Here is a 24007-nt window from a genome sequence, read left to right on the forward strand (position 1 = left end):
CAAATGGCAAGAAATAGTAACAAACTTCTTGTACCTGGTATTGAGCAAGCTTTAGATCAAATCAAATATGAAATCGCACAAGAATTCGGTGTTACGCTTGGTTCTGATACAGTAGCACGTGCTAACGGATCTGTTGGTGGCGAAATTACAAAACGTCTTGTGAAACAAGCTCAATCTCAATTAAAGGGTCACTAAAACTTTTATATACATGGCAAAAACCCAGAGTTACGACACTCTGGGTTGTTTTTTTACAAAATGTATACATTAATTGTTCTTTTTATTGCCGTTATTGCCTTTATTTCCGTTGTTACCATTACCTCTATTGCCTTTATTTCCGTTGTTCTTGTTACCTTGGTTTTGTTTATTTCCGTTGTTGCCCTTGTTTAAATGTTTGTTATTTTTCACATTATTTTTTTGGGAATGTCTTTCTATTTTGCGTTCATTGTTTTGCTGTTGGCGTAATTGTTTTTGCTGTTGACCATGATTATTCAACTTTTCTTGTTTTCTTTCTTGTTGCGCTTCTCTTTTTTCTTCTTTTGACTCACGTTTTTCTTCTTTTCTACTATCGTTTTTATTCTCTACTTTTTCTTCTTTGCTATCTACATCTTCCGAAGAAGTCCCTTTTACTTCGTCTTCGTTTTCATCTTCTACAATATCGTCTTCTACAGCAATCGCTTTTTGTTCTTGTTGAACTAAAGCTCCTGCTGAGATTCCCTTTTGACGTGCATTTTCTCTTTTTTTCATGTTTGTTTCAAGAACAGTTACTGTTACTTCTTCTTGTTGAATTTCTTTTGTAATCTCTATCATTTCAATTTCCATTTTAGATTTGAATGCTAGATTATCGAGGTCCGTTAATACGGAAGCAATCAAGACTGTTTTTCCCTCTAACATGTAACCTTGTTCTTTTACTATTATTAGAAGTTTACTGGAGACCGCTTGTAAGTCTTCGTGTTTCCAGTTTTTCAGCTCCGTGACTATTTTTTCACCATCAGCATTTAATCCTTCTAACGAAATAACTTTTAAGTCTTTATTTACTGCAATCTCAACGCTAGGATTCACGTCAAATGAAACATAGGCATGTACTTGATTAGTAAACATTCTTGGATAAATGGATAATACTAATATAATTGCAGTTAGTACACTAACAGCTGTAGCTATGTTTAATTTAGAAAGTGAAAACCCAAACTTTTTATTAGTAGCAACGTCCTGAATGGGAAAAAAAGCCACTTCTTCACCGATGTCGTATTTCATATCTTGTTGTTTGTTTGACTTCAAAAATTCTCCATCAGGGGTCATCATTGTGATGTAGTCACGATGAATTTCTAACACAATCCCTTTTCTCATTCGTAATCGCCCCTTTTAAATATTCTTTTAAATATATATAATCCCCCGCTAAAATGATGGATATCGCTATAATGTATTTTCTATTTCTCTCTAACGTTTTGCGACTTACATCCACTAGACCCTCTAAATGTTTCATTGGCAATGTTTTTTTATCAAACAGATGTTTTTTTAACTCTTCTTTTTCTACTAAGATATTGGCAACATTAATCGCACTTTCTCTGGCGTCCACATGCTTTGGTGAACATTCTAATAGGTCATTAAATGATAGTCCAAAATCTTTGAGTACTGTTTGATAATAGAAAATTTCTTCTCTACGTTGTTGTTGATCTAATTGCTTTTCGTATTCCACTACAGATAAAGAAGCTTCGATAAGATTAGGTATTGCTTCTTCATTGTTCGTATCCTGATCCGATAAAGAAACGGTTAAGTTTTTACTTTCTTTTCTAATAAAATCAATTACTCTTCGTTTAATAATTAAGTCAGCAAACGACAGCAATGAACTCCCTTTGTCAGTAGAGTATTTTTCTATTGCTTCGTTAAAGGCTATTAAACCGATACTAAATTCGTCATCAGATTCACTAATATACCTTTTACACACGGTTGAAACCGATTTTGCGATAAATGGTTTATATTTATTTATAAGTTCATTGTGAAGCTCTGTATTCCCATTATGGATTTCTAATACTTCATCTTCTAAAGATAATTTCTTTTTTCTGCCGAATTTAAACAATAGGCTCAGCATTGTGGCTTCACCTCTCTCCCTATCTATATATTTCGTACCACTTTGTATATTATGGGGGTACTCCGTATAATTTTCAGGAGACTTTTTACCTATATAAGCATTTTTTTTGCTTAGAAAAAGTCACCTTCCCTATAAAGGTGACTTTTTCCGGTGTAAATGTCAATGTAAAAACATGCTAAACGTTGATTTAGATAGGATTAGTTATTTTTACCTTTACCTTCCGCTTTTGCATTTCCATTACTTTGTTTTGTGGCATTTTGACGTTTTTTTTGCACTTTTTCTTTTACTTGTGCTTTCTTTTCTTGTTGTTTCGCTTTTACGCTATCTTTTTTAGCTTGTAGATTTTGTTTTACTTCTTTTTTCTTTTCTTGCTCATAGTTTTTCTTTTCTTTTGTTACTTTATTTTTCTTTTCTTTTGTTACTTTATTTTTCTCTTCTTTTTCTTCTTCTTTTACCTCTTCTACTTCATCTTCTGTTGAAACGTCTTCTTCTTCATTCACTTCATCCGTTGCATTTTCTTCTACAACTTCTTGTGTACCCTCTTCAACTACTTCGGTTTCTTCGATTGGTTCAACTGTTTCCTCCACAACTTCCTCATTATTTAATAATTCTGCTAATAATTGAGCTAGTTGTTCCTCGTGTTCAGGATATTTATTAACTAATCTATCATACGCTCTTTCAATATTTCTAGTTAACGCAGCTTTTGCAACAGGATTAGAAACTTTATTTAGAGCCTTACTTAAAGAATACATATTTTGCGTAAGTTTTACTTCTAGTTCGAACTTTTCGTCCTCTTCTACAAGTTCATTTTCCTCTTCTAATACTTCTTCTTCCGCAGTATCAGTCTCTTCAACGAACTCTTCTTCTACAACGTCGGACTCTTCGTTCGTTTCTTCGTTTTCTTCTACATCAGTATCTTCTTCGATTACGTCTTGGAACTTTTCAATAGCCTCTAATGCGCGTTGTAATGTTTCTTCTGCTTTTTGATCTTTCCCTGCTGTGAATAGAACTTCAGCTTCTAATAATCTTTCTTGAGCAATTTCAAGTAACTTTTCTGCTTTTTCCATATCGCCATTCGCTAAAGTTAATTGTAGTTTTTCAAAGAATGTTTTTACAAAGTAAAAGAAATTTCCTGGAAGTAATGATGGCTGTTCTACTTCTTCTGCGTTTTCATCTGCTGATACTACTGTATCTAATGTTATACGCTCTAATTCTTTTTGATTTTGTTCAACTTGAATAGTTGTTACCTCTTTTTTCTCTCCCTCTACACCTTGTCCGTATGTAACGGTTGCTGCCAATGGAGAAGCAGTGACTAATAATGCTACTAATGAACAACTTACTACTGTTTTTTTCAACTTTGTTTCCCCCTTTTTTTAGTTCACCATAATGTTACGAGAATGTTTCAATATTTTACGGGGTGGAAACAAATAAATTTATAATTGTAACAATTTACCTAAAAAAACAAGGAAGAAACAACTATCTTATGGAAAATAAAAGAAGTATGAGCTAGTCAGCTCATACCACCTATACTTAATTTATGACAATATGTTTTGATTTGTCATGTTCATTTTCTATATAATAATCTACCATAGTTGTAACGGTAGTTTTAAATGTCCTGCATTTAATGTTTGTATCACTTAAAGCTTTTTGAGTTTCTGAACAATCGAAACTGGTTTTACATGTAAAATAGTCTAATGATTCTTTTTCAACTCTTAGCCACTTTCTTAATAATGGAATAGATAGACAAGCTTTCGCCATACTTAATGGCAACGTCCCTTTTGGCCGTTTCTTTAGTGTTTGGTATAACAGAAGCTCGTAAGCCTCTTTAATTAAAATTGGTTGTGGATGAGTTAGATGAAACGTTTTATTTAGTCCACTTTCTGCATGTGCTAAGTGTGCTGTTGCCTTTATAACGTAATCAACAGGTACAACATTTAGTTCTGCATCACCTTTCCCTAAATATGGAATGAAAGGTAAATATCTTAAAGAATGGAAGCAATTTAGAATCATATATGGGCCATCAAATTTAGCTGTCTCTCCAGTTTCACTGTGACCAATTACTATTCCCGGACGAATAATTGTTTGTGGAATTTCACTCATAGAATCTTTAACAGCTACTTCAGCTAAATATTTTGTTTTTTCATAATGATTTTTAAATGTTTGTTCTTTATTTAACTCATGTTCGTAAATTATTCCTTCGCGTTCACCTGCAACATACGCAGTACTAAAGTATACAAACCTTTCTAGTGAGGGTAATGTTTTTAACCATTCTAAGATGTTTTTAGTACCATTAACATTTACAGAATAGGCTATTTTTTCTTTTACTGCTAAATCGTAAATGGCAGCTAAATGAAAAACGAATTGAATGTCTTTTTTGTTTTTCAAATCTCCCCATTGCTGATATGAGTTTGTGATATCCCCTACCACTACGCTGTAGTTAATATTAGGATAGAATTTTTTATATTTTTCAAGATCATGTAAGGCTTTATCTTTCATGGAAGGTAAAACTAAGAAAATCATTTCTCCAATGTCAGTTCTGGTGGATAATAATTCTTTTACTAATTCATTACATAAAAAACCAGGAAATCCAGTAAATAAATATGTTTTCATCTCTTTTCTCCTTCCATCATTATACTAATTTTTCTTATAAATTTTTGTACAAACTATTAATAAGTAATTAGGCGTAACAGAAACAATATCCTTCTAAAAATCTTTATTAAATGAAATTAAACTTCAAACGAAATGGTGATAAACATGCATACGATGTGGAAAGGTTCTATCAGTTTTGGTTTAGTAAATATACCTATAAAGATGTTCTCAGCCACTGAAGATAAAGATGTGAAACTGCGTACTCTACACAAGGAATGCCATACCCCGATAAAGTACGAAAAAGTTTGCCCTAACTGTGAAAAAGAAGTGGAAAATGAAGACCTTGTTAAAGGATATGAATATGTAAAAGGAAAATTCGTCATTTTAGAAGATGAAGAGTTAGAACAGTTAAAAAAAGAACATGAAGATAAAAATGTAAAGATCATTGACTTCGTTAAACTAGATGACATTGACCCTATTTATTTTAATCGGTCATACTTCTTAGGTCCTGGGGAAAATGGTAGTAAAGCATACTCCTTATTAAGAGAAGCATTACAAACTTCAGGTAAAATCGGGGTTGCTGAAATTACTATCCGCTCTAAACAACAATTAGCAGTTGTACGTGTTTACAAAGATTGTTTAATCATGGAAACCATCCATTATCCTGATGAAGTTAGAAATGTGAAAGATGTTCCAAGCGTCCCAGAAAAAACCGATGTTAATGAGCAAGAGTTAAAGACAGCCATTATGCTTATCGATCAATTAACAACAGAATTTGAACCAGACAAATATGAAGATGATTATCGTGAAGCAATTTTAACGTTGATTGAATCTAAAATAACGAACGAACAAGGGACAACCACTCCAAAAGAGGGGGAAAAGAATAACGTAGTCGACTTAATGAGTGCACTTCAAGCTAGTATAGAACGGACAAAGAAAGAGGAACCAAAAAAAGTTGCTAAACCATCTAAAGAAACAGAGCCACTTAAAACAGTTGGAAAAACAGAGCCAAAAAAGCGTACCACTCGAAAAAAAGCGACAAGTTAACAGACTGTCGCTTTTTTCTATTGTTTTTTGTAAATGATAATAAATACAAACTTTTAAAGGGGGGAGTTTAACATGATTAAACCGATGTTGCCAACTCTATTTAAAGACCCACCAGAGGGCGATGAATGGGTATATGAAGTAAAATACGACGGCTTTCGTTGTATTGTAATTATTGGAGATAAGATAACACTACAAAGTCGAGCCGGAAATGAGTTGAATCAACAATTTCCCGATATAGTAGACGAACTACTCTCTTTTAGAGAAAAATACAAAAACAAATTACCGATAAAATTGGATGCTGAACTATCTATTCTTTCTTCAGAAGTAAAGGCAGATTTTTCTTCTATACAAAAAAGAGGAAGAACAAAAACAAAAGAAACAATCACAAAGCTATTAACGAAGTTACCAGCTAGTTTGTGTGTATTTGATTTACTTGAATATGATCATGTTGATTACAAAAACAAGCCTTATATGGAACGAAAAACTACTTTACATAAGCTACTATCCGATTTTAGTTCAGCAAAAATGATTTATGTACCTTCTTACGAAAACTTAACAGAAATTTGGAACTTAGTAAAAAGTGCAGATGGTGAAGGTATTATCGCGAAGAAAAAAAACAGTAAGTGGGAGGATGGAAAACGGACGACGAATTGGATTAAAACAAAGAATTTTAAATCAGCTAGTTGTTTTATTACCCGTTACGAAAAAAGTAATGGCTATTTTCATTTAGGAGTATTTTCAAACAACAGTATAGTACCAGTTGGACTTTTCTCTCATGGGTTAGATTCTGAGGAACGTACCGCCCTACTTCATGTTATAAAAGAAAATAAGACTAGGGAGGATACACACTTTATTGAAGTACCACCTAACATTTGTGTAGACATATTTTATTTGGAATTATACGACAGACAACTACGACACCCTGAATTTCATCAGTTTCGTTTTGACCTTGCGCCTGAAGATTGCACCCTAGAAAAACTAACAAAAAAAAATAGTGAGATTCCAGCAACTGTTACTATAACAAATCCGGATAAACCATTATGGGATAACCCGAGAATTTCGAAAGCAGATTATTTACAATACTTAGTTACTGTTGCACCATACATGTTACCGTTTTTAAAAGACAGATTATTAACAGTTATTCGCTATCCGCACGGTATGTCTGGAGAAAGTTTTTATCAGAAAAACTGCCCAGATTATGCTCCTACTTTTGTTCATACAGCTAGGCAGAATGATACCGATTTTATCCTTTGTAATAATATTGATACTCTATGTTGGTTAGGAAATCAGCTGGCAATTGAATTTCACATTCCGTTTCAATCTATTCATTACGATCATCCGAGTGAGATAGTGTTTGACTTAGATCCTCCTTCCATCGAATATTTTTCATTAGCTATTCAAGCTGCATTAATGATGAAAGAAATATTCGATCAACTAAAGCTTCAATCTTTCTTAAAAACTTCAGGACGAAAAGGGCTTCAAGTGTATATTCCTTTACCAGATGGAACATTCACTTATGAAATGACTCGTAAATTCACGCAATTTATTGCTGAATACTTAATTTCTAAAGAACCAAGCTTATTTACTGTGGAGAGGTTAAAGAAAAATAGAGGAAACAGATTATATATAGACTATTTACAGCACTGGGAAGGAAAAACCATCATCGCACCTTACTCACCACGTGGAACTGACTTTGCAGGAGTTGCCACTCCACTCTACTGGAATGAGGTAAACGATTCCTTACAACCTGACCAATTTACTTTATATAACATACATGAGAGGTTAGTAAGCAAAGGAGGTCCTTTTTCTGATTTTTTTCTAAAAAAAGAAAAACAGCCATTTGAACCAGTATTACAATTTCTAAATAAAGTATAACTGTATCCAAAATAGGAAAAGATGGACAATAGATAAATTGAAGGAGATGAGTAGATGGAAGCCTTCACTATTGTTCATCCTGTAATAGAAACTGAAAACGAACTAATCATCGAATTCATCGATCCTCATGAGCCAATCGAAAGTAGAAAATTACGCCTAACGTTGGATAGAAATTCGAAGGAAGTACAAAAACTTATTATTTACAGACCAACCGTAAACCTTTGGCAAGAAATAACTTCCATGTTATCGCCATTTTATTTAGCCGCCTTAAAAAATGATCTACTTGCAAAATTACCAGTTACGTCAGAAGAAAAACTAGGATGAAAATACAACAGCCGCACCTAAACAGATGGTGTGGCTGTTTCTTTTTTATATGGCTGTGTTAAAGTTTGTTGTTGAATTATTGTCAATCTAGCGGTTGATTTCCGCGTATATCGAAGACTCCTGCGGGAAAAGCGGGAAACGGGAGACCCCGCAGGAGCGCTAACGACGAGGAGGCTCCCGGCCCGCCCGCGGAAAGCGAAGATATGCGCGGAAATCAACAGCGGTGTTTAACAGAGCCTTTTATATAAATACTAATACATACCATAAGCTCACCGAAGCCACAAAAACACTTGCTATTAGCCCTACAAGGATTGGTTTTACCCCTAAACTTTTGAATTTACTCCAATTTACTTGTAAGCCTACTGCTGCCATAACCATAACAATAATGAATTTTGCAATCATCCCTAATGTAATAGAGACATGTTCAGGGATAATTTCGAAAGAATATAAAAAGCTCATTACCAGGAATCCAACGATAAATATAGGAAAAGCTTGCTTAAAAGAAAACTTTTGCGCTGTAGTTTTCCTAGTAAAAATGATGGAGAGAATTAGTACAAGGGGCAGAATAAAAAGAGTACGCACTAATTTCACCGTAGTTGCGACCTCCCCCACTTCATCTCCAATTAAATATCCAACTGCCACAACGGAAGAAGTATCATGTATGGATGTACCAATCCAAATACCAAATTCAACAGCTGAAAGTTGCAACCATTGACCAATTAATGGATATGTTATAGTAGCGATAATATTAAATAAGAAAATGGTTGTAATAGCATAAGCAATAATTGCTTCTTTCGCTTGGACAACACTTTTCACAACCGAAATTGCTGTTGCACCACAAATACTAGTTCCAACTCCAATTAATAAACTTAACGTGTTGTTTATTCGAAAGATTTTTCCAATTAAAATAGCTATTACAGTACCACCAACGACTACTAGTAAGATTGGAATAATAGATTGTGTACCAGCTTGAATCATACTAGAAATACTTAAAGTCGCTCCTAGTAAGATGATTGCTACTTTTAATAAGATTTTAACAACAAATAATATTCCTGTTTCAAAAGAACTTGGTAGTCTAACAGTATTTCGAACAATTATACCTATTAACAATGCTATAATAACTCCACCTACTGCAGGTAAAGCAATTCCTATAAAGTATGCGACTATCGCAATTAAAAAACTTAGGCCAATTCCAGGGATAGCTGGATTCACTTGATAAAAACGATTAATAAAATTCATCTTATTCTCCTTGAGAAGCTTTTAGTGACTAGTGATTAAACGTACTTTTCTATTTTAATGGAATTTTGGAAATAGGCAACAAAAACTTATAGTATAAAAAAAGTACCCAATTATCAAAGTTGACAATGGATACCTTCCTACTAAAAATTCATTCTCTCCTAACCACTAATCACTAACAACTTACCACTCCTATCACTATGCTTGCAATCGATGGAAATGTTTTCTCAAACCTTCTCCTAAAACGTTAAACGTAAGGACTGTAAATGCAATGGCCAAAGCTGGGAAAAATGGAATCCAAAATATTTTTCTAATTATATCTCCACGGGCTTGACCTAGTAGCGTAGCCCAATTTCCACTAGTGTTTACTATTTCTCCTGCTCCCCAAGTCAACTGTAAAAATTCTTGAGAGAGGAAAATGCTGAAAATACCTAGTTGTCCAATTAACAATGTAGTTCTTCCTAAGTCTAAGAAAAATTGAACAGCCATCTCTGGCAAAGCATTCGGAATATAGTAGCTTGTAAAAAGGGTAATCGGTGAAATCCCAACCGTGATACCTGCTTCTACGTATGGAGTTTTACTAATGGAGTGGAAATGATGTTGAAGTACCGTCCCCACTCTTCCTACTTCTATAAGAGCAATTATTAGTACAGCCCATAACGTTCTCTGATCATTAAAGACTAAGATAGGCATGTTAAGTAAAATAATAGCAGAAAAAATAACAGGCAATGCAGCAAAAATATTGTTCCAACCTTGAAGTATAATATTAGCTGGCCCCCTTCGATTTGCAGCCAATAATGCTAATACTGTAGCAATTAAATAACGAACCACCGTAATCGTAAAGATTAATACTAGTGTTTCTTTTGCTCCCATAACAACTATACTTAGCATATCTCTTCCGTCACGGTCTGATCCGAATGGTCTCTCAAGTGATGGCTTATGTGGAGCCGTATCAAATCCTTCCTCTGTAATGACAACACGGTTTGCTGTTAGTTCTTTATCAATCATCGGTAAATACGGTCCAATAAATGTAACAATTAATAATAAGATGAAAAGGAAAGATCCTATCCATAATGGCCAGTTTCTATTCAACGAAATCTCCCCCTATCTTGGTTCTGCTTTTTTAATAACAATCTGTGAAATAATTTGTGAGCATAAAACAATTGCCATGAAACATAATCCGATTCCAATAATTAATCCAGATTCATCAATGTAATTTAACCCACCAGATAGAGACGTTTTCACATCAAATGCATAGAACAACCTATATGCAGCTCCACGATAGTCTAGTAAAAATTCAACAATTAATAAGTTCGATAATAAATACATCATCATTGACGGTAAATTAGAGAAAATCGGAATGATACTGTTTCGAAACATATGCTTTAGTAACACTCTACTTTTTGATAGCCCTTTTGACCTTGCTACTTGTATATATGCTTTACCTTCTTCGTTTGCTAGAGAAGTAGATGTAATCCTAGCGACAAACATCATTGGATAAAGAGAAACTAATATAGCAGGCAATACGAAACTATAATCATGTTCGTGACCTAATACTCTTATAATAGGTAAATAAAATATAATGATATATTGCAAGAATAGTATTAAGAAAAAGTCCGGTATCGACTGTATAACCCATGTAAATCCCTTCCCAAAAGGTTTAAACCTCCTACCTTTGTCATAAAAATCGTATATACCTTTTAAAATTCCAAAAAGTAATGTTAAGGTAAATCCAGCCACGATGACTTTTAAACTTCTAGAAAAATGCAGGACTATTTCTTCTTCTGCATTTTTGTTATACCTTGTTGTACCTAACGTCTTATCTTCTGTAACGCTCTTAATAAACATAGAAATATTATGTTTATATGCTTGCACCGAAAACTCATATGTATAATCCACTGTCATGGCTCTACCTTGAACAGCAATGTCTGGAGTACGTGGAATAAGTACTGCTAAGACTAGTAGTAATGCAACTAAACAAAAAAACAAGAAAGATTTACTAATACTCCATAATAAGTTCATACACTGAAAAACCCCCACTTCTTCATAAACTTAAGACTAAAACGGACTCATTTATTTCTAAACTCGAAAGATATAGATGGTAAAATTCTACCACTTGTTAAATTAGATTTGCAACAATTTTGTTAATGTTCTGAAATATTTTGTAACAATAAATCGTTGAAATATTTGGACATGCCATGTAATATAATAAGCTATAAATGAGTAAGTTTCATAATGTATAACTACAAAACGAAAAACGAATAAACACACAGTATTAGATATTAATTTCACATTAGAAAACGAAAATATTTAATAGATTATAGAAAAGTATTCGTTTATCATTAAACGAAACGTAGTTATGAAACTAATTCAAATATATTAACGAAATCCTTTTATTGCGTCTTCTCGCATAAAAAGGGGAGGTATTGAAAAAACATGTTGGATTTTATTATTAATAGTTACACAAACACTCCTACATATGCATTTTGGACAGACTATGAATTTCTAAAGCAGTTAGGTATAGCCATTGGGGTATTATTATTATTTTTACTTTGGAGAAATATCTTCACAAAGTACGTTTTTAAGCTCATTCTAGCAATTTCCAAACGTACTCCTACCGATTTATTTACTTATATCGTATTATCATTTGAGAAGCCTCTTAGAATGTTTTTCGTTGTGATAGGTATTTATTTTGCTTTAGACTTAGCACCTTTCACATTAATAGGTGAAGAAACGGTGAAATCAATTTTCAGGTCTTTTGTCATCTTCTTTATAGGATGGGGATTATTCAATTTTGTTCCGTACTCATTAAGGCTATTTTCTACATTAAGTAATCGCCTTGATTTGGAAGTTGATCAAATTATCCTGCCTTTTTTTACAAAAGTGTTGCGCTTTATCGTAGTAGCATTGGCGATTAGTATCGTATTAGAAGAGTGGGAATATAATGTAAGTGGACTCGTGGCTGGTCTCGGTCTTGGAGGGCTTGCATTTGCACTTGCTGCTCAAGAGTCACTCAAAAACTTACTTGGTGGGTTTATTATAATTACAGAAAGACCATTTTCTATTGGCGAGTGGGTAAAAACTCCAAGTGTTGAAGGTGTTGTTGAGGATATTTCCTTTAGAAGCACGAAAATAAGAACATTTGCTCAAGCAGTCGTAACTGTTCCAAACTCTACTCTTGCAAATGAACCTATTATCAACTGGTCTAAAATGGGTAAACGTCAAATTACATTCCAACTTGGTGTTCAATATGATACGAAAAAAAGATCATTAGAACGTGTAGTAAGACGAATTGAATCGATGTTACATGAACACGAAGAAATTCACAACGAAACTATAATGGTAAGATTCGATAATTTTGGAGATAGCAGTTTAAATATTTTCTTATATTTCTTTACGAATACGATTATGTGGGCGGAGTTTTTAAGGGTAAAAGAAGATATTAACTTTAAAATTATGGAGATTTTAGAAGAAGAAGGCGTGAGTGTTGCCTTCCCTACTCGAACACTTCATATTGAATCAATGCCTGAAGATGAAAGAAAGAGACTACTCTCGTCCTCTAACTAATTTTTTTAAAAAAGCTATGTTAAAGCTTAGTGTTGATAATTTAATACTAATACCTGTTGATTTGCGTGCAAGGCTGAGACTCCTGCGGGAGAAGCGGGGAGCGGGAGACCCCACAGGCGCATGCGCCGAGGAGTAGGTTTTTTCACGACAGTGAATTACCGCCCGCGGAAAGCGAAGCCTTGCACGCAAATCAACAACGAACTTTAACACAGCCTTTTAAAAAAGCCTAGGACAAACTCCAGTGAATAATATGGATGAGGCCTGTAAGAACATTTTTTGTTCTTGCGGGCCTCTACTTTTTGATACAACTAAGGTATTATACGGTACGAAAGAAAGTCCTTGAAGCACTCTCTACAAAAGAACTTCATCAGCCTTATGAAGTTCAACTACAACCAATTTTTAAGGCCAGATGAACTTCATCAGCCTTATGAAGTTCAAACACAACCAATTTTTAAGGCCAGATGAACTTCATCGGCCTTATGAAGTTCAACTACAACCAATTTTTAAGGCCGGTTGAACTTCATCTGCCTTATGAAGTTCAACCACAACCAATTTTTTATGACAGATGAACTTCATCGGCCTTATGAAGTTCAACTACAACCAATTTTTAAGGCCAGATGAACTTCATCAGCCTTATGAAGTTCAAATCCAACCAATTCTTTATGCCAGATGAACTTCATCAGCCTTATCAAGTTCAACCACAACAAATTTTTAATGCCAGTTGAACTTTATTGGCCTTTTTGTCCCAGACTCTTATATTATTATTTTTTTAATAATCAACTTGACTGTTTTCGTAATTCTCCTTTTTTTAAGCTCGGTGTGTCTCTATAAAAGTACGTGTATTCTTCTTTTAACTCCGCTGTTGTCATTCTATTTAAAATCAAATTATCATAAACGCCTATTGATAAAAGTTGCTTTGTATAATAGGCACGCTGCTCTTCTAATGCTTTTCTTAATTTATTTTGAAACATTCCCATCACCCTACCCTACTAAAGAATTTCATATTATTATAATAAAAAAATATTATTGAGAGCATTTAAAGGAATTGTAATTTTTTTATGAATCTATATGGCTGAAATCCTTTATTTGAATAATTACCCAATATAAAGAAGATAGAAAGTAATGACGAAAGGTAAACGAGGTTTCTAAGCTAAATGCGTGTTTCCAAAGTTCTTTCAAATATTTTAAATAGAGTATTCTCGAATACTACGTAATCATTTTGTGAATTCAGAGGATCTATACATAGAAAAAAGGATGTCTTAGTCGACATCCTTTTCCTTCTTCAATATTGCTCTTACTGGACTTCCATCTGCCCCGTCTAATTTTAACGGAAGTGCAATTAGTTCGTATTCTCCCTCATAAATACTGCTTAAGTCTAATCCTTCTAATATCATAATGTTACATTCGTGTAATTTGTTATGAATCGGTAACTCTTTACTATCTAATTCGTCTACACTTGGCAAATCTAGACCGATAAGTGGTACATGTAATTGATGTAAATACTCTATTACTTCTAATTTTAACGTTGGTATGCTAGTTGGAAAAGTATCATCTTCTAACCAAGCATTTGTTTTAAATAGTATACGTTTATTCGAATGAGTAGCCAACTTTTCTTTCACGTCAACTAATTTAATTTTTTGTATATTTTGTACATCTATTACGTATGCAGGACCAACAAACGATACTAGATTCATGTCAGAAACCTTTTGGCCATTTGAGTCAAAATGAAATGGTGAATCAACATGAGTGCCCGTATGAACACTCATTGTGACACTCCCGATATTTACAGAGCCGGTTTCTTCTTTTGTCCAATTTACATTGAATTGGAATGGTGTATCTCCTGGCCATGTTGGTGTTTTTGCATGAAGTGATCTTGATATATCTAGAATTTTCATCTACTCACCTTCTCTTCTTTAAGCGACTACTCCGCGCTCGTTAGAATATTTTTCATATACTTTGTCTTCCATAATTATTTTTAGTTTAGAAATTGCATTTCCTAAATCTTCATAAGAGGTATACCAGGCAACTGGAGCTAGTCGGATTATATTTGGTTTGCGAAAATCAGGAACAATTCCGAATTCCTTTAATGCTTTACATATTCGAGCGGCATCTTCATGCTCAAGGCTCACATGACCTCCTCTTTCTAAAGTATCTGTAGGATTGCCAATTGTAAATTCGTAATCTTGTAATTCTTTTTCAATTAAGTCCATTAGGATCTTTGTTTGATGCAATGACTTTTCACGAACCTTGTCTATACCAACTTCTTCATACATTTGTAAGGATCCTAGTAATGGAGCCATACTTAATATTGGTGGTGTTCCGATTTGGTAGGCTCCTGCATGGTTGGCTTGTGTAAAAGTATGTTCCATATCGAATTGTTTGTTTTTATCAGAGCCGAACCATCCTGTTAGACCAGGTGTTTTTCCAAAATGATTCTCATGTACAAATAAAGCACCAATACTTCCTGGCCCTCCATTTAAGTACTTATAATTACACCAATAGGCAAAATCTACTTTCCACTCATGGAATTTATGCGGTATTGCACCAACAGAATGGCAACCATCCCATCCGATAACAATACCTCGCTTATGTGCTTCCGCTGTGATTTTTTCCATATTGAAAAGTTGACCACTTCTGTATAATACGGTTGGTAAAATGATCAAAGCAATATCGTCAGTCATCCCAGCTATAATATCTTCTTCTCTAATAAATCTTCCATCTTTACTTTTCACTTGTACTAAATGCTCTGCTGGGTCATAACCTTTTAAATTTAAAATACTTTGAATGGCATAGATATCAGAAGGAAAATTCAATTCATCGGCTAATATCTTTGTTTTTTTGCCATTTGGTTTGTAAAAAGTTGCTAACAATTGGTGTAGGTTACTTGTAGTAGATCCGGTTATTATTACTTCTTCTTTTTTTGCTCCAACTAAGTTTGAACTAAGCTCACCTAAATTTTCAGCAAAGTAAAACCACGGATTCTCACCTGTCGTCCATCCTTCAATGCCTAGTGTTTTCCATGATTCAATTAATTTTAATAGTGAATTCTCCGCTCTTTTAGACATTAGCCCTAAAGAATTGCCATCTAAATAGATTGTTCCTTCATTTATATAAAATTCATTACGATATGTAGAAAATACATCTTTCTTATCTAACTCTTTTAAATTATTTACTGTTACATTCATCTGAAATCCCCTCCCTCCCTATTATCTCACTTTTCAGTCAATACGAAAAGTACAAGGTGCCAGGCACCTGAAACATTCCTGTAATAAAAGAGAAGCACGCCGTTATGTTGGCGCGCTTCTTCTTATGATTTATAAACTAAGATAAATATTATTACTGTTGTACTGACTTTTCCTCTACTAACTTCCAATACAATTGACGAAGTGTAGAAGCTCTATACTTCTCTAATTTTCTTTTATCTACTGGATGATAGGTAATTCCTTGTTGCTTTAATTGTTGCACAAACCAACCCTTCGAACCGTAATAAGCCATTTTTCATTCTCTCCTTTTCTAAAACTATTAACATCTCTATCAATATATTTAGAATTAAAGAAGAATATGACTAGTAGAAATAAAAAATAGAGTGAAGGTATTACCCTCACTCCAAATATAACTTAGTTTTGTGAAATTGAATTTGTACTATTAAATTCCTTTAACACTTCATACATCTTTACTTCTGCCAACTTGTTAATATTATTTCTAATTTCTAAGGTAGGATTGCCATCAATTCGAATACTATAATCTACTACTTCCTTCGTATCTTTCAGAAACATAAACTCAATTGTTACCTTATGCCCTACTAATACCGTTTGAAACGTACATACTTTGTTCCCCATGTATTCAGTCATTTTCATAGATGAAACCTCCCTTTAAAAGATTTCTTCTACTAACCTTTCGACATATTTATAACTTTTCCTTGTTTTTACCTATTTTTCTATTTTTTTTAATAAAACTATAAAAATAGTTATTTTATTCAGTAGATTTGTCCATACCATTAAGGCGAAACGACATATGATACTAACATAACTAGTAAATGGAGGTGACGATCAAATGTTCAAAAAAGATTTACAAAATGAGTTAAATAAAATCTCTGAGTCTAGCACAAAAATGATGGTAGACAACATCTTAAGAAAACACAACGTTTCCTTAGACAAGTCGAAAATCACTGCGGCTCAAAAGAAAGAACTTAAAAAGTTAGTAAATGATGTTCAACAAGCTTTTTCGAAGATTCAACGTCATTATAATGACGCCGACAAAAAATAATAATTAGGAGGAATTTAGAATGAATGACACATGGTTATTTGGTAACAGATGTGACCGTCGATGTGGAAGTCAAGGTAATAGATGGAGTGCTTTAGACCCTAAGTCTTATCACCCATTATCAAACGAAGATGTTAAACAAGAGGCAGATCAAATTAATAAGGTGATACAAGAGTCTTACGAGCAAATTATTATTAAAGATTCTGCTGACGTTGAGGTTGTAACAACTGATACGAAAGCAGCAGTTTCTTTACAAGCCGCAATCCAAGCAGCTATCGTATTAGTATTAAGTATCTCTATCGCTGATAGCTCGCGCGCAGAAAGAATCGCTCAAGAATTAGTTCAGTCTTCCAAAACAGTTCAAGTAAACCGCCAACAAACGTATATCGAAAACTCTCGTGGTGTAAGAGTGACCACTACTGACACTGACTTAGTAGTAAACATCCAACTGTTAATTCAAATTTTAGTTGCTTTAATTGCTAGACTAGACATTTTGTAATACTAGAAGATACTGAAGCCTACCAGTATTCTAGATAGTAGAAGTCACCTCCTTTTACTACACTGACCCATGAGTACACCTCTTTTCAAATATACTAGTTATAAAAACGGAAATGAGCCGCTGCATTTCCGTTTTTTCATTTGCTCTGTTAAAGACCGCGGTTGATTTGCCCGCAAGTCTTCGCTTTCCGCGGGCGTGTCTAGGTCAAGCAACTAGCTCCTCGATGATAAGCCATGGCCATCCTGAGGGCAAAAACCGCCCTCAAGCTGCCCCTGTCTTATCCTTCTCGGAGCTGTGCGAGCCGCTTTAACTTTTCGTAGTGGCTGGAGCCTCCTCGGCTTCGCCTGCGGGGTCTCCTGTTCCCCGCTACTTTCGCAAGAGTCTCCGACTTACGCGCAAATCAACCGCTAGATAAGGATCAAAAACAACAATAACCATTAACTCAGTCTTTCAATAAAATAGATGTTACTAATAGTTTTGGAAAACGTAGTTATTCACCCTTCTAATTTCTCTAGTATTCCCAAAAGAATGAGTCACTCCCCATAAAGTAGAGTCCCTCTCCTCTTCTGTAACTTCATTCAAATGCAAATCTAAATCATGAAAAATTCGGTGTAAATATCTGAGTGCAGTTTTATCACCATCTCTTTCTGTAATAACGATTAACACTCTTGCATTTTCCATGTCATTCAGCACACTTGAAGGTAAAAATGCTTCTTTTTTCAACCAGATTACTGCACTTTTTAATTCCATCCAATTATCAGATGTAATTAAATTTCTTAAATTAACAGCTTCTACTCCACCCCAACCAGTAACATTGTTTAAAAATTGATGTTGATTACTTATTATTTGTAACGCATTTTCTTCATGTTCTGAAACAAAAACAATAGGCTCTTCATACAAATGGTGTTCGATATCATCATTTGAAGCTAATATTGTGGTTGAAAATATACGGCCCTCTTCTATATAATCCAAAAAATGAATAGCCAAAATACCGATTAAACTAATAAACAACATGTTGAAAGAAATTATTTTTAGTACTTTTAGCAATAGTACTACCCCCTTTATAAAAAAGGTTATATATACTATATTTCGTCATTTTCTATAATATGTTGAGGAACAAAAAATGAAATATTATTTCTAATTTTTTTTAGTCTAATAGAAGGTTAACTAAAAAACCACCTTCATGATTGAAGATGGTTTTTTAGGTTATTTATATACTTTTACCTTAACTTCTTTTACTCCCCAGTTAATGGCACCTTCTAAATTTGGAATAAAAATATCAATCTTGTTGCCAATGATAGCACCACCAGTGTCTCCAGCAATTGCTTCTCCATATCCTTCTACATATACTTTAGAGCCAAGAGGAATAACAGACGGATCGACCGAAACTACTTTCATGTCTGGATTTTCTAGTAAGTTGATTCCTGTTGAAGTAATACCAGAACAACCTTCACAAGTTGCTGTATAAGCCGTTGCAGTCATCGTTAATTCTTGTGCTACTTCTTTATCAGGTGCCGTGGCAGTATCTGAACTACTTTGTTCTGAATTTTTCTCCTCAGAATTACTTTCTTCCGCCTTTTTTTCTTCCACTACTTCTTCTTTTTCACTTGAGGGCTGTTCCTTTTTTGTTTGATCAGAAGTTGATTGTTCTTCTTTCTCTTCTGTTTTTATTTTTTCTACTACTTCTTTCTTCTCTTCCTTCTTTTCTGTTTCTACAGTTGAAGTAGAGTTGTTATTTGGAACACCTTTTAAATAAACTGTTAACACATCTCCTGCATAAATTAAATCTGCATTTTCAATGTTGTTCCATTGTTGCAGCGTCTTCCAAGATATACCTTTAATATCCAAGGCAATTTCTGACAAAGTGTCGCCTTTTTGAATGTGATATTGCTCCGTTAATGCAACTTTTACTCTTTCATCTGGTCGTATAAGATTACTAGATAAGTTGTTCCATTCTTTTAAGTCATTTACAGATATATTATGTTTTTGGGAAATATCCCATAGAGTATCTCCTTTTTTGACTGTTACTTCCTCTGAAGATGCACTTGCGCCAATAGCAAATGTTCCACTAAGAGCGGCTGCTGTTACGAATGATAAGATAGATTTTTTCATAATTACCTCCGTTTTTTCATTATGTATTAGCCTCGAGTGGTTTATATCATAACACGAATCGATAGCTGTTAAAGGTCAGTCGGATAACAATTTCATTACAGAAGTAACAGTAGTTTTATAGTCTTGTAACGATTTTTCCTTAATATGAGAGAAAAAAGAAGAACCTCCCATAATAGGAGGTTACATGTTAATTAATCTATTATTTTGAAGTGCATATGAATAAGTTGCAAGCTTCATTCCTTTATCAAAACTTGAAAAAATTATATCTAGACAAAAATTATGCACTTTTAGTAGATAACGATAAACTATTTTGCTTATTCCAACGGTAAGAAATGAGAAAAATTACAAGTGTTACTGAAATTAGTGTACCGTGAAATATCCACACCATTTGTGGCATTGTTAGCTCTTTCAAAACAATAGGTGCTACAATAAAACCAGATGCAAACCCAAGTGATTTTAATAACATTCCTACAGCAAACACTCGACCTCTTATATGATTATCTGCCTTTTGTAAAATACTTGTATGAAGTGTTGTAAAACTAGCATCAAACACACCTGTGATGAAAGCAAATATGAACACAATTGCTATAATTGTCGTTGATAGAAAGGAGATAAATCCTACTGACATAAGTATGGCTGAGATAAAGCAAACAAAGAATATCCTATCGTCACGTACGATCGTCAACTTAGGGAGAGTGTAAGTTGCAAGTACAGAACCAATTCCCCAAACTCCCCATATCATCCCATAATAAAAAGTTTGTCTTTCCTCATTCAAAGATTCAGCAAGTAATGGAATCCCTAAATTATGAGAACTTCCAGCAAAAGCACCAATTAAAAAAACGATATTTACCATAAATAACATCGGTGCAACTTTTAAATATTTATATACTTCTTTCATATCAACGAATACCGAGTGTATTTTCTCCACAACACCTTTTGCAGCATTTACAGTATTTGTAGTCGTTTGTGTATCCCATTTCATCATCATTAATACAACACCTGAAATCGCATATGTGGCCGCATCAATAGCGAGTGTTAACTTGTATCCAAGTAATTCTGATATTACACCAGCTCCGATAAAGCCAAGTACTAAACTAATAGAAGTTAACCTAGAAATTAAGGAGTTTGTTTCAATTATTTTATTTTGACCAAAAATTTGAGGAATTTCGGAACTAAAGCTCACCATAAAGAAACTACTTATTAACCCTATGGAAAATGAAGCTATTAATATCATGATTGGATCATGAAAAGGTATTAATAGTAGGATTATTCCAGCTCTTAAAAAGTCTGTGACTATCATAACTTTTCTTCGATTGTATCGATCGGCTACAATCCCTGACATTAAGCTCCCAACTACTCCACCTATCGTTCTTGCTGCCATTGTTGCTGCAAGCCAAACGGGACTTCCTGTTGCAACTAATACGAGTACATTTAAAACAAGTAAGTCCATAAATGAACCGAAGTCAGACAGGGCTTTTGAGTATAAAAAAACTTTCTTATTCATTTTTTGTTCTCCCTTACGTTTTCATCTGCTGAACTAATTGTAATCAGAATCAAACTATTTCGCAATACGAAATTTTCTAATTGCTGAAAAAAAATAAAGCCTATAAAATAGACTTTAATTTCCATAATTTATTCAATATCGTACTCTGAAACGTATTCCATAAAATGGAGATAGTAACTATCGTAGCGGAAACCGCCACCGTGTGAGGAGTGAAAGGCATAGGCTTCTTCACCACTTTCATCGTATGGGATCCATCCAAATTTCAAGTATTTACTGGTTGGGTAAGAAAACAATGAACCTTCTCCATCGGCAGTGTTACGATAATATTCACTAATAGTTTCCCATTCTTTCGGAACTGGCACCACACCATATGTATGTTTCATATCAGAAACTTCATAAGAAAGTTGAATTTTCGGATCATACCTTTCGATTTTTTCTTTTCCATTGTCGGTAATATAATACCCTCTGTCTCTAATAAGGAAAAAATTCATAGATTGAATCTCATCTTTTGGGTCAATATTCCATACAAAATAGGTTTCTTCTCCATTTTCATTACTCCAAACGAACGGAGTGGAATGATTGTAATGTCCAATTGCATTCCATTTATTTTTCTTCCATTCCCATAGACTTGCTCCATACTCATCCTTGTTCGTAACAAATGGGATGTATACTCTTATGTCATCAAGATATATAACCTCTAAAATTTCTTTCACTGAACGTTCCGTCGATATTTTGTTCAATTGCACGGTTAACTCTTGACCCTCAAAAAATGACTTTGCAGGGGCAATGTTAGAGTAAACATAATATATTACTACTGATAAAACGAGAATTACCGTAACAAACGGGATAATTTTGTTCACTTGGTGTTTAATCATTGTTTTCCCTCGCCTTCACTAGTGCGATTGGCTCTTTCGACTGAAAATAAACTTGCTCTGTTCCATATGAAATTAATAAACCTTTTCCGTCCGCATCTAAAAAAATTAAAGGAGTTAATCCACTACCTGATTTTGCTAGCGTGCCAGTTAACAAGTATGGAAACCTTTCCATCTTTTCATCATTTATATAAGTCGATCTATACCATCTCTCACTGTACATTTCCGTTTTTTTCATAGACTGTAAGTTTGATGTGAACTGTTTTATGTTTAAGCTCGGCATTTCTCCTGAAGGATGGATAACTATAATTTCAACATCTTCTGATATGTTACTTATAAAAGTGGTAACATCATCTTTCGGATAAATATAGTCATGTAATAGTGCAGAAGTTAATACTGTAGCAATAAAAAGAAAATTCGCACCAAATCCTAACCATGCATATTTTTTGTAAACATCCCATCTACCTTTTCTTTTTAATATCCAATACATAATCCAAACGCCTAATGGTAAAACTGCTAACTTGAGAGGCATTCTTAAAAGTTCGATATTGATAGAAAAAGAGAATAACCCAAACCATGTGGCAAGAATAGCAAACCAAATTTTTGGTCTTTCTTCTAATTGTTTGGAAAAAATTTTATAAAATAAAATAATAATAATTGCCCATGTTAATATGGTAAAAATTGTATCAATTACGTTTATTGTTAAATAATCCCCCATTATCCCATCCCCTTAAAAAACATTAAAAAATGCCTAAATTATTAGGCATTTTAATTTTGTTGTCTTGATTGTAAGTATAAATCAAGATTTTCACTTTTTCCATATTTTATTAAGTCCACTACAATTTTTCCAAGTACATAATTGTATACCGTTCCGTTATCTCCATATCCGTAAATGTAGTAACAGTTTGGATTTTCATGATGTATTCCTATAATGGGTAACCCATCATGCGTTCCGCCGTAGTATGCACCCAAATAATAATCTGCTTCTACATTAAAATCTGGAAACAGCTTGTTAAATTCCTTTAAAAGCTTATCTCGTTTATGAATAATCTTACTGTCACGTTTCTCTGCATCGTCTGTTGATTCATCTAACCCTCCAATAATGACACGGTTATCTGGCGTTGTCCTCATATATATGTAAGGTCTAGCTGTTTCCCAAATTAATGTTTTGTTGTACCAACTTGAAAAATCCGATATTGGTGTCGTAATCATTGCGTAAGAGCTTTCGATAACGGCATTTTTTTGTTTCTTAAAATCTATGCTTTCATAACCACATGCAAATACAACATGTTTAGTTTGAATTTCATGATGCCCCTCTGTATATAGAACAGCACCTTCCTTTTTAATAGAACGGCTGTTTATTACTGTTTGTTCATATACACGAACTCCACTCTCTTTACAAGCTTCTAGTAAGCCATACACATATTTTAAAGGATTCATTTCTCCGTCATTGTATGAATATATTGCTGCACGTTTTTTAAAAGGATATTTTTCTGCAATATCATTCTCATCTAACCAATCCACTTTAAAATCATGTTTTTTTAAATAATTATAATCACTTTTTAATCCATTTATATCCTCTTCGTAACTTGCATAATATAAGCTGTCTCTTCTAATATAGTCAGGGTTTATTGGCAATGTGTTTGAAATAGATTCGATATCCTGGATTGCTTGTTCACATAGCTTGAAATGGCGAAATGTTTTCTTTTCTCCAAACGTATTTACGAGTTGTGTAACGGTTTTATCGCCTAAATATTGAATTAAAGAAGTATTCGTACTAGTGCTTCCAGTACCCACTTTTCTTTTATCCACTACGACAATGTTTAATCCGCTATCTTTTAGCATAAAAGCAACTTGAGCCCCTGAGCTTCCTGCACCGATAATTAACACATCACACACAATGTTTTCTTCTAGCTTTGGATAGGTTGGAGTGTTTTCAACTGTTTCACTCCAGTAAAGCTTCCCCGATTGTAAATTCATATAACTTTACCCTCCTTTTCAATACTCAATACTCTCATAACGTGTATTTTTCC

General features: G+C 33.8%; 25 protein-coding genes. 7 read left to right on the top strand and 18 right to left on the bottom strand.

Annotated features, from left to right (window positions below):
• Positions 1-3 precede the first annotated feature (3 nt).
• Positions 4-195 (top strand): alpha/beta-type small acid-soluble spore protein, encoded by a 192-nt coding sequence (locus tag CDZ92_RS09240; protein ID WP_096154959.1) that lies wholly within the window; start codon positions 4-6, stop codon positions 193-195.
• 69 nt (positions 196-264) lie between these two features.
• On the opposite strand, the gene CDZ92_RS09245 is transcribed toward CDZ92_RS09240, so the two are convergent.
• The 4 genes from CDZ92_RS09245 to CDZ92_RS09260 all read right to left on the bottom strand — a co-directional run bounded on the left by CDZ92_RS09245 (position 265) and on the right by CDZ92_RS09260 (position 4696).
• Positions 265-1344 (bottom strand): anti-sigma factor domain-containing protein, encoded by a 1080-nt coding sequence (locus CDZ92_RS09245; RefSeq protein WP_096154960.1) that lies wholly within the window; start codon positions 1342-1344, stop codon positions 265-267.
• Positions 1310-2086 (bottom strand): RNA polymerase sigma factor SigI, encoded by a 777-nt coding sequence (gene sigI / locus CDZ92_RS09250; RefSeq protein ID WP_096154961.1) that lies wholly within the window; start codon positions 2084-2086, stop codon positions 1310-1312. Before sigI ends, CDZ92_RS09245 begins: the two co-directional genes overlap by 35 nt.
• A 197-nt stretch (positions 2087-2283) precedes the next feature.
• On the bottom strand, positions 2284-3441 hold the full coding sequence (locus tag CDZ92_RS09255; RefSeq protein ID WP_096154962.1) for a DUF5667 domain-containing protein: 1158 nt from the start codon (positions 3439-3441) through the stop codon (positions 2284-2286).
• Between the two features lie 175 nt (positions 3442-3616).
• Positions 3617-4696, bottom strand: a complete 1080-nt coding sequence (locus CDZ92_RS09260; RefSeq protein ID WP_096154963.1) for an SDR family oxidoreductase — start codon at positions 4694-4696, stop codon at positions 3617-3619.
• Positions 4697-4840: 144 nt separating this feature from the next.
• Between CDZ92_RS09260 and ku the strand changes: the two genes are divergently transcribed.
• From ku to CDZ92_RS09275, 3 genes are all read left to right on the top strand, one after another.
• The gene (gene ku / locus CDZ92_RS09265) at positions 4841-5722 is read left to right on the top strand and encodes a non-homologous end joining protein Ku (protein WP_096154964.1); all 882 of its coding nucleotides are present in this window, start codon (positions 4841-4843) and stop codon (positions 5720-5722) included.
• 72 nt (positions 5723-5794) lie between these two features.
• Positions 5795-7597 carry a DNA ligase D gene (locus CDZ92_RS09270; RefSeq protein ID WP_176483746.1) on the top strand — a complete coding sequence of 601 codons (1803 nt, stop codon included), beginning with the start codon at positions 5795-5797 and terminating at the stop codon, positions 7595-7597.
• 54 nt (positions 7598-7651) lie between these two features.
• Positions 7652-7921, top strand: coding sequence for a hypothetical protein (locus CDZ92_RS09275; protein ID WP_096154965.1), 270 nt, complete (start codon positions 7652-7654; stop codon positions 7919-7921).
• Positions 7922-8161: 240 nt separating this feature from the next.
• Here the strand turns inward: CDZ92_RS09275 and CDZ92_RS09280 are convergent, their stop codons facing one another.
• From CDZ92_RS09280 to CDZ92_RS09290, 3 genes are all read right to left on the bottom strand, one after another.
• Complete coding sequence (locus tag CDZ92_RS09280; RefSeq protein ID WP_096154966.1) at positions 8162-9160, bottom strand: YeiH family protein; 999 nt, start codon at positions 9158-9160, stop codon at positions 8162-8164.
• 195 nt (positions 9161-9355) lie between these two features.
• Positions 9356-10249: an ABC transporter permease gene (locus CDZ92_RS09285; RefSeq protein ID WP_096154967.1), complete on the bottom strand. Its 894-nt coding sequence runs from the start codon at positions 10247-10249 to the stop codon at positions 9356-9358.
• 12 nt (positions 10250-10261) lie between these two features.
• A complete protein-coding gene (locus CDZ92_RS09290) occupies positions 10262-11179 on the bottom strand; it encodes an ABC transporter permease subunit (protein WP_096154968.1) in 918 nt (305 codons plus the stop codon).
• Positions 11180-11593: 414 nt separating this feature from the next.
• Here CDZ92_RS09290 and CDZ92_RS09295 point away from each other — a divergent pair, with 414 nt between their 5' ends.
• Positions 11594-12724, top strand: a complete 1131-nt coding sequence (locus CDZ92_RS09295) for a mechanosensitive ion channel family protein (protein WP_096154969.1) — start codon at positions 11594-11596, stop codon at positions 12722-12724.
• A gap of 776 nt (positions 12725-13500) precedes the next feature.
• Here CDZ92_RS09295 and CDZ92_RS09300 read toward each other — a convergent pair.
• The 5 genes from CDZ92_RS09300 to CDZ92_RS09320 form a co-directional block, all read right to left on the bottom strand.
• Positions 13501-13695 (bottom strand): stress protein, encoded by a 195-nt coding sequence (locus CDZ92_RS09300; protein WP_096154970.1) that lies wholly within the window; start codon positions 13693-13695, stop codon positions 13501-13503.
• 288 nt (positions 13696-13983) lie between these two features.
• Complete coding sequence (kynB, locus tag CDZ92_RS09305) at positions 13984-14619, bottom strand: arylformamidase (protein ID WP_096154971.1); 636 nt, start codon at positions 14617-14619, stop codon at positions 13984-13986.
• 18 nt (positions 14620-14637) lie between these two features.
• Entirely contained in the window at positions 14638-15909 is a 1272-nt protein-coding gene (kynU, locus tag CDZ92_RS09310) for a kynureninase (RefSeq protein ID WP_096154972.1), read from the bottom strand.
• A 151-nt stretch (positions 15910-16060) separates the two neighbouring features.
• Positions 16061-16219 (bottom strand): DUF2639 domain-containing protein, encoded by a 159-nt coding sequence (locus CDZ92_RS09315; protein WP_096154973.1) that lies wholly within the window; start codon positions 16217-16219, stop codon positions 16061-16063.
• Between the two features lie 122 nt (positions 16220-16341).
• On the bottom strand, positions 16342-16581 hold the full coding sequence (locus CDZ92_RS09320) for a hypothetical protein (protein WP_096154974.1): 240 nt from the start codon (positions 16579-16581) through the stop codon (positions 16342-16344).
• A gap of 196 nt (positions 16582-16777) precedes the next feature.
• On the opposite strand from CDZ92_RS09320, the gene CDZ92_RS09325 reads away from it, so the two are divergent.
• Together CDZ92_RS09325 and CDZ92_RS09330 are read left to right on the top strand one after the other, a co-directional pair.
• The gene (locus CDZ92_RS09325; protein WP_096154975.1) at positions 16778-16990 is read left to right on the top strand and encodes a hypothetical protein; all 213 of its coding nucleotides are present in this window, start codon (positions 16778-16780) and stop codon (positions 16988-16990) included.
• A gap of 19 nt (positions 16991-17009) precedes the next feature.
• A complete protein-coding gene (locus tag CDZ92_RS09330) occupies positions 17010-17486 on the top strand; it encodes a spore coat protein (protein ID WP_096154976.1) in 477 nt (158 codons plus the stop codon).
• A 468-nt stretch (positions 17487-17954) separates the two neighbouring features.
• Here CDZ92_RS09330 and CDZ92_RS09335 read toward each other — a convergent pair whose 3' ends face one another.
• From CDZ92_RS09335 to CDZ92_RS09360, 6 genes are all read right to left on the bottom strand, one after another.
• Complete coding sequence (locus CDZ92_RS09335) at positions 17955-18533, bottom strand: hypothetical protein (protein WP_096154977.1); 579 nt, start codon at positions 18531-18533, stop codon at positions 17955-17957.
• Positions 18534-18692: 159 nt separating this feature from the next.
• Entirely contained in the window at positions 18693-19598 is a 906-nt protein-coding gene (locus CDZ92_RS09340) for a 3D domain-containing protein (protein WP_096154978.1), read from the bottom strand.
• 277 nt (positions 19599-19875) lie between these two features.
• Positions 19876-21102, bottom strand: coding sequence for an MFS transporter (locus CDZ92_RS09345; RefSeq protein WP_096154979.1), 1227 nt, complete (start codon positions 21100-21102; stop codon positions 19876-19878).
• 128 nt (positions 21103-21230) lie between these two features.
• On the bottom strand, positions 21231-21977 hold the full coding sequence (locus tag CDZ92_RS09350) for a hypothetical protein (protein ID WP_096154980.1): 747 nt from the start codon (positions 21975-21977) through the stop codon (positions 21231-21233).
• Positions 21970-22692, bottom strand: a complete 723-nt coding sequence (locus CDZ92_RS09355; RefSeq protein WP_096154981.1) for a hypothetical protein — start codon at positions 22690-22692, stop codon at positions 21970-21972. The genes CDZ92_RS09350 and CDZ92_RS09355 overlap by 8 nt, the downstream gene beginning before the upstream one ends.
• 50 nt (positions 22693-22742) lie before the next feature.
• A complete protein-coding gene (locus CDZ92_RS09360; RefSeq protein WP_096154982.1) occupies positions 22743-23954 on the bottom strand; it encodes an NAD(P)/FAD-dependent oxidoreductase in 1212 nt (403 codons plus the stop codon).
• Positions 23955-24007 lie beyond the last annotated feature (53 nt).

It is taken from the genome of Bacillus sp. FJAT-45066 (assembly GCF_002335755.1).
Taxonomy (GTDB): Bacteria; Bacillota; Bacilli; order Bacillales; family Bacillaceae_I; genus Bacillus_CD; species Bacillus_CD alkalisoli.

What these genes read in the sequence shown, in the direction of transcription:
- CDZ92_RS09240 (WP_096154959.1), top strand. Translation starts at nt 4, where the DNA reads ATGGCAAGAAATAGTAACAAACTTCTTGTACCTGGTATTGAGCAAGCT.
- CDZ92_RS09245 (WP_096154960.1), bottom strand. Translation starts at nt 1,344, where the DNA reads ATGAGAAAAGGGATTGTGTTAGAAATTCATCGTGACTACATCACAATG.
- sigI (WP_096154961.1), bottom strand. Translation starts at nt 2,086, where the DNA reads ATGCTGAGCCTATTGTTTAAATTCGGCAGAAAAAAGAAATTATCTTTA.
- CDZ92_RS09260 (WP_096154963.1), bottom strand. Translation starts at nt 4,696, where the DNA reads ATGAAAACATATTTATTTACTGGATTTCCTGGTTTTTTATGTAATGAA.
- ku (WP_096154964.1), top strand. Translation starts at nt 4,841, where the DNA reads ATGCATACGATGTGGAAAGGTTCTATCAGTTTTGGTTTAGTAAATATA.
- CDZ92_RS09270 (WP_176483746.1), top strand. Translation starts at nt 5,795, where the DNA reads ATGATTAAACCGATGTTGCCAACTCTATTTAAAGACCCACCAGAGGGC.
- CDZ92_RS09275 (WP_096154965.1), top strand. Translation starts at nt 7,652, where the DNA reads ATGGAAGCCTTCACTATTGTTCATCCTGTAATAGAAACTGAAAACGAA.
- CDZ92_RS09280 (WP_096154966.1), bottom strand. Translation starts at nt 9,160, where the DNA reads ATGAATTTTATTAATCGTTTTTATCAAGTGAATCCAGCTATCCCTGGA.
- CDZ92_RS09290 (WP_096154968.1), bottom strand. Translation starts at nt 11,179, where the DNA reads ATGAACTTATTATGGAGTATTAGTAAATCTTTCTTGTTTTTTTGTTTA.
- CDZ92_RS09295 (WP_096154969.1), top strand. Translation starts at nt 11,594, where the DNA reads ATGTTGGATTTTATTATTAATAGTTACACAAACACTCCTACATATGCA.
- CDZ92_RS09300 (WP_096154970.1), bottom strand. Translation starts at nt 13,695, where the DNA reads ATGTTTCAAAATAAATTAAGAAAAGCATTAGAAGAGCAGCGTGCCTAT.
- kynB (WP_096154971.1), bottom strand. Translation starts at nt 14,619, where the DNA reads ATGAAAATTCTAGATATATCAAGATCACTTCATGCAAAAACACCAACA.
- kynU (WP_096154972.1), bottom strand. Translation starts at nt 15,909, where the DNA reads ATGAATGTAACAGTAAATAATTTAAAAGAGTTAGATAAGAAAGATGTA.
- CDZ92_RS09315 (WP_096154973.1), bottom strand. Translation starts at nt 16,219, where the DNA reads ATGGCTTATTACGGTTCGAAGGGTTGGTTTGTGCAACAATTAAAGCAA.
- CDZ92_RS09320 (WP_096154974.1), bottom strand. Translation starts at nt 16,581, where the DNA reads ATGAAAATGACTGAATACATGGGGAACAAAGTATGTACGTTTCAAACG.
- CDZ92_RS09325 (WP_096154975.1), top strand. Translation starts at nt 16,778, where the DNA reads ATGTTCAAAAAAGATTTACAAAATGAGTTAAATAAAATCTCTGAGTCT.
- CDZ92_RS09330 (WP_096154976.1), top strand. Translation starts at nt 17,010, where the DNA reads ATGAATGACACATGGTTATTTGGTAACAGATGTGACCGTCGATGTGGA.
- CDZ92_RS09340 (WP_096154978.1), bottom strand. Translation starts at nt 19,598, where the DNA reads ATGAAAAAATCTATCTTATCATTCGTAACAGCAGCCGCTCTTAGTGGA.
- CDZ92_RS09345 (WP_096154979.1), bottom strand. Translation starts at nt 21,102, where the DNA reads ATGAATAAGAAAGTTTTTTTATACTCAAAAGCCCTGTCTGACTTCGGT.
- CDZ92_RS09350 (WP_096154980.1), bottom strand. Translation starts at nt 21,977, where the DNA reads ATGATTAAACACCAAGTGAACAAAATTATCCCGTTTGTTACGGTAATT.
- CDZ92_RS09355 (WP_096154981.1), bottom strand. Translation starts at nt 22,692, where the DNA reads ATGGGGGATTATTTAACAATAAACGTAATTGATACAATTTTTACCATA.
- CDZ92_RS09360 (WP_096154982.1), bottom strand. Translation starts at nt 23,954, where the DNA reads ATGAATTTACAATCGGGGAAGCTTTACTGGAGTGAAACAGTTGAAAAC.